General features: G+C 74.6%; 5 protein-coding genes. 3 read left to right on the top strand and 2 right to left on the bottom strand.

Annotated elements, in window-relative coordinates:
* Nucleotides 1–213 precede the first annotated feature (213 nt).
* Together ACWJ6R_RS30770 and ACWJ6R_RS30775 are read left to right on the top strand one after the other, a co-directional pair.
* Nucleotides 214–456 (top strand): hypothetical protein, encoded by a 243-nt coding sequence (locus ACWJ6R_RS30770; RefSeq protein ID WP_449065584.1) that lies wholly within the window; start codon nt 214–216, stop codon nt 454–456.
* Between the two features lie 173 nt (nt 457–629).
* Nucleotides 630–1,514: an IclR family transcriptional regulator gene (locus ACWJ6R_RS30775; RefSeq protein ID WP_449065585.1), complete on the top strand. Its 885-nt coding sequence runs from the start codon at nt 630–632 to the stop codon at nt 1,512–1,514.
* A gap of 77 nt (nt 1,515–1,591) precedes the next feature.
* On the opposite strand, the gene ACWJ6R_RS30780 is transcribed toward ACWJ6R_RS30775, so the two are convergent.
* The gene (locus ACWJ6R_RS30780) at nt 1,592–2,539 is read right to left on the bottom strand and encodes a helix-turn-helix domain-containing protein (RefSeq protein WP_449065586.1); all 948 of its coding nucleotides are present in this window, start codon (nt 2,537–2,539) and stop codon (nt 1,592–1,594) included.
* 101 nt (nt 2,540–2,640) lie between these two features.
* On the opposite strand from ACWJ6R_RS30780, the gene ACWJ6R_RS30785 reads away from it, so the two are divergent.
* Nucleotides 2,641–3,684 carry a saccharopine dehydrogenase family protein gene (locus tag ACWJ6R_RS30785; protein ID WP_449065587.1) on the top strand — a complete coding sequence of 348 codons (1,044 nt, stop codon included), beginning with the start codon at nt 2,641–2,643 and terminating at the stop codon, nt 3,682–3,684.
* 17 nt (nt 3,685–3,701) lie between these two features.
* On the opposite strand, the gene ACWJ6R_RS30790 is transcribed toward ACWJ6R_RS30785, so the two are convergent.
* Nucleotides 3,702–4,307: a flavin reductase family protein gene (locus ACWJ6R_RS30790; protein ID WP_449065588.1), complete on the bottom strand. Its 606-nt coding sequence runs from the start codon at nt 4,305–4,307 to the stop codon at nt 3,702–3,704.
* Nucleotides 4,308–4,473: the final 166 nt, after the last annotated feature.

Consider the following 4,473-nt stretch of genomic DNA (forward strand, 5'->3'; position numbering starts at 1 on the left):
GGCGGGGCGGGGTCCCCCGCCGACCGGGGACGCCGCGCCATCCGGGAGAAGGCGCTCATCGGCCGCGCGGCGGCGGAACCGAGGACTTCCCGGCGGCGGCAACCGTTCCGCACCCCGCGTGCACTCCGGCCGCCACTCCCGGCGGGCCTACTGGAGGAAGAGGGCCGAACGGCCCGCACTTCTCCTCCAAGGGGCACACAGGGGATCACCGCCATGACCTTCATCGCCACTCTCGCCATCGTCCTCCGCGTCCTGGGCAACACCCTCGTCCTGCCGCTGGCCGCCTGGGCGATCCTCGCCGCGTGCGGCCCGGTCCACGCGAGTGCGGCGGCCTGCGACGCGGCCGACGGGCTGAGCCGGGTGGAGAGGACCGCCGGGATGACCGCGGACGACCTGCTCCAGGTCGCGGAGAAGCAGCTCACCGACAAGCCCCGGGCCGGCAAGCCCCGCCGCTGAGCTCCACCGGACCCCGTACGGCGGTGGCCGGACGGCGTCCCGCCCACCACGTCCCGCCCACCGGAGTTCCGTACACGTGGAAGATCCGGCCGGTTCCGGATCTTCCACGCCCGGTGTCCCGTTGCTACATTCCGAGATGAGAATTCATTTCAGTTTTTGGACCGGAGGGCTCGATGACCGCTCTCACCCCCGAGCCGAAGCCGACGGCGCCCGCCCGCCGCGACCTGCCGCCGTCGATGGTCGAGCGGATGACCCTGATCATGGACGCGTTCACCGGCCGCTCCACCCGGCTGACCCTGGAGGACGTGGCCCGCCGCACGCATCTGCCGCGCTCGACGGCGCACCGGATCCTCGACCAGCTGGTCCGCCTCGGCTGGATCGAGCACACCTCCTTCGGCTACGGCCTGGGGCCGCGCGCTCTCGGGCTCGGCGGCGGCGACGGCCACGGCGAGGTCCGGGAGGCGGCCGCGCCGCTCCTGCACGACCTGCAGCTCAGGACCGGCCTCGTGGTCCATCTGGCGGTCCTCGACGGGGCGGAGGTCTTCTACCTCGACAAGGTCGGCGGGCGGTTCGCCGCCTCGGTCCCCTCCCGGGTCGGCGGCCGGGCCCCGGCCCACTCGACCGCGCTGGGCAAGGCGATGCTGGCCTGGCTCGAACCCGAGGAGGTCGACGCCAGGATCGGGGCCATCGGCCGGCTGACCGGCCGCACCATCGGCGAGATGGGCATCCTCCACCAGGAGCTGAACCGGGTGCGGCAGCGGCGGGGGCTGGCGTTCGAACGGGGCGAGTGCTTCCCCGACATCGCCTGCGTGGCCGCGGCGATCCGCGGTCCCGAGGGGCCGGTGGCGGCGATCTCCCTGGTGGGGGACGCGCGGACGCCGCTGGAGAAGGTCGCCTCGCTGGTGGCCTGTGCCGCGCGCGAGGCTTCGGGGACGCTCTTCCCGGACGCGGCGGCCCCTCGGCGGGCCCGCCTGATGGCGGTGGTCCCGGACCGGACGTGGTCCGCCGAGACGGTGAACCGGCTCCTGGCCACCGGCCAGAACGGCGACTGGTTCTGACGCCGCCGCGCGGGGAAACCGGGTTCCAGCCTCCCTGATACCGCGGCCGGACGACGGTGCGCGGGGCACCGGAAGCCTCACGCCCGGAACGTGCGGCGGTAGGCGTCCGGCGGTACGCCGATCACGCGGTGGAAATGGCGGCGCAGCGTCGCCGCCGTGCCCATGCCCGCGGCCGAGGCGATGGCGTCGACGCTGTCGTCCGTGGTCTCCAGCAGCTCCTGCGCGCGGCGGATCCGCTGACCGAGCAGCCACTGCAGCGGGGTGGTGCCGGTCACCGCGCGGAAGTGGCGGGCCAGATGGCGTGAGCTCATGTTCGCCCGGCGGGCCAGGTCCTCCACGGTGAGGGGCCGGTCCAGCCGCCGCATCACCCAGGGGAGCAGCTCGGCCAGGGGATGGCCGTCCTGGGCCGGCACCGGCGTGGTGACGAACTGGGCCTGGCCTCCGGCTCGGTGGGGCGGCACGACCAGGCGGCGGGCGACCACGTTCGCGACCGCCGACCCGTGGTCGCGGCGGACCAGGTGCAGGCACAGGTCCATCGCCGCGGCCTTGCCCGCGGACGTGAGCACGCTGCCGTTGTCGACGTAGAGCACGTCCGGGTCGACCTCCACCCGGGGGTAGCGCGCGGCCAGTTGCCAGGCATGCGCCCAGTGCGTGGTCGCGCGCAGCCCGTCCAGCAGGCCTGCGGCGGCGAGCACGAACGCGCCCGTGCACAGGGAGACCACCCGTGCGCCCGACTCGTGAGCCGCACGCACCGCCTCGATCAGGTCGGCCGGCGGATCCTCCTCGACGTCCGCCAGACCGGGGACGATCACGGTGCCCGCGTGCGCCAGCCGGTCGAGCCCGCCGTCCGGCTCCAGCAGGAACCGGCCGACCCGGACGGCGTGCGCGCCGCAGACCGTGACGTCGTACCAGGGGCCCGGCAGGGCGGCCGGGGCGGATCCGAAGACCTCGTAGGCCAGGGCCAGCTCGAAGTGGAGCATCCCGTCGGTGGCGGCGATCGCGACGGAGCGCGGGGTGGAGCTCATGTCGGGAATTGTACGCATCATGTCGTTTCAGACACTGGGCGCCGGTGACCGGAGGAGACAGGATCTTCCCAGCGGATCACTCAGAGCACACGGGAGCAGGCATGGGATCGGGACGGGACGTGGCGGTGTTCGGTGCCTACGGGCACACCGGGCGGTTCGTGGTGGCGGAGTTGCACGAGCGCGGATACGTCCCGCTGCTCCTCGGCCGCGACCGGGACAAGCTGCTGGCGCTGGCGCGGTCCCGGCCGGGGCTGGAGACGCGGCAGGCGTCGGCCGGCGATCCGGTCTCGCTGGACCGCGCGCTGGACGGGGCGGCCGCCGTGGTCAACTGCGCCGGTCCCTTCGCCTCGACCGCCGGCCCGCTGGTCGAGGCGGCGCTGCGCGCCGGCATCCCGTACGTCGACGTGGCGGCCGAGATCGAGGCGAACCTCGACACGTTCACGCACTTCGCGGAGCGCGCCCGCGCCGCGGGCACCGTGGTGGTCCCGGCGATGGCCTTCTTCGGCGGTCTCGGTGACCTGCTGGTCACCACCGCGATGGGCGACTGGACGGCGGCGGACGAGGCGCACATCGCCTACGGCCTGAGCAGCTGGCACCCCACTGCCGGAACGCTCGTTTCGGGTACGGTCTCGGCGCGGCGACGGGGCGGCCGCAGGGTCCGCCACACCGGCGGGCGGCTGGAGTACCACGACGACGCCCTGCCGACCCTGGAATGGCCCTTTCCGGCTCCGCTCGGCCCGCAGAGCGTCATCGGGGAGTTCACCATGGCCGACGTCGTCACCGTTCCCAGCCACCTGGCCGTCCCGGAGGTGCGCACCTACATGACCGCCAAGGCGGCCGCGGACCTGTCCGCTCCGGATGCTCCGGCGCCGACCGCCGTCGACGAGCGCGGTCGCTCCGCGCAGACCTTCGTCGTCGACGTCCTCGTCCGCTCCGGCGGTGCGGAGCGCCGCGCGGCCGCTGTAGGCCAGGACATCTACGCCATCAGCGCGCCGCTCGCGGTGGAGGCCGTCGACCGCATCCTCACCGGCCGGACGAAGGCCGCCGGCGTCGTCTCCGCGGGCGCGGTCTTCGACGCCCCGGACTTCCTCCGCGCCCTGTCCGAGCACCTCTCGCTGCACGTCCCGCTCGGTCCACGCGGCTGACCGGTGACCCGTGCCGGTCAGCCCCAGCGGTCGCCCCACCCCCACAGGACCGGCACGGCCGCCTCCGCACCCTGTGCCGGCGGCTCCGGGGCGTCGACGCCGAACCGCCCTCGGAAGAAGATCAGCGGACGCTGCCCGGTGCCCGCCTCGACCTCCAGGACCCGGCCGATCACCACGTCGTGGTCACCGGCGGCGTGCACGTCGGACACCTCGGCGTGCACCCGCAGCAGCACGCCGCGCAGGGCCGGGGTGCCCCACCGGGACAGGTCCCAGTCGAGCCCGTCGTACTTCCGGCCCGTGCCGGAGCCGAACCGGCCGCACAGGTCGACCTGGCCCTCGCCCAGCACGTTCACGCAGAACCGTCCGGCAGCGCGGATCCTCGGCCAGGTGCGGCCGCCGTGGCCGGCGCAGAACAGCACCAGCGGCGGTTCGAGTGAGACCGAGGCGAACGCCTGGCAGGCGAAGCCCACCGCCTCTCCGCCGTCGACCCCGGTGACCACGGTGACACCGGTGGCGAACGCCCCCATCGCGCGCCGCATCTCCAGCGGGGTGGGCGGGGCGGTGGCGACCGCGCCGGCCCGGTCGCCGTCGCCTGCCGTGAGCGCCGCGGGCTCGGCTGTCATGGCTCACCTCACGTGTTCCGGTACGGCGGGCGACCGTACCGGAAGAACGTAGGCCGCGCGTCACCGTACCCGCGCGGGGCGGTCCCGTTGAGCGGAAGGCTCAGGGGCCCGGCCGGCGCGGGACCGGGAGTCGGGGGACGGGCGGCGGTCCGCCTGGCCGGGACCG

This window comes from Planomonospora algeriensis (assembly GCF_977012225.1).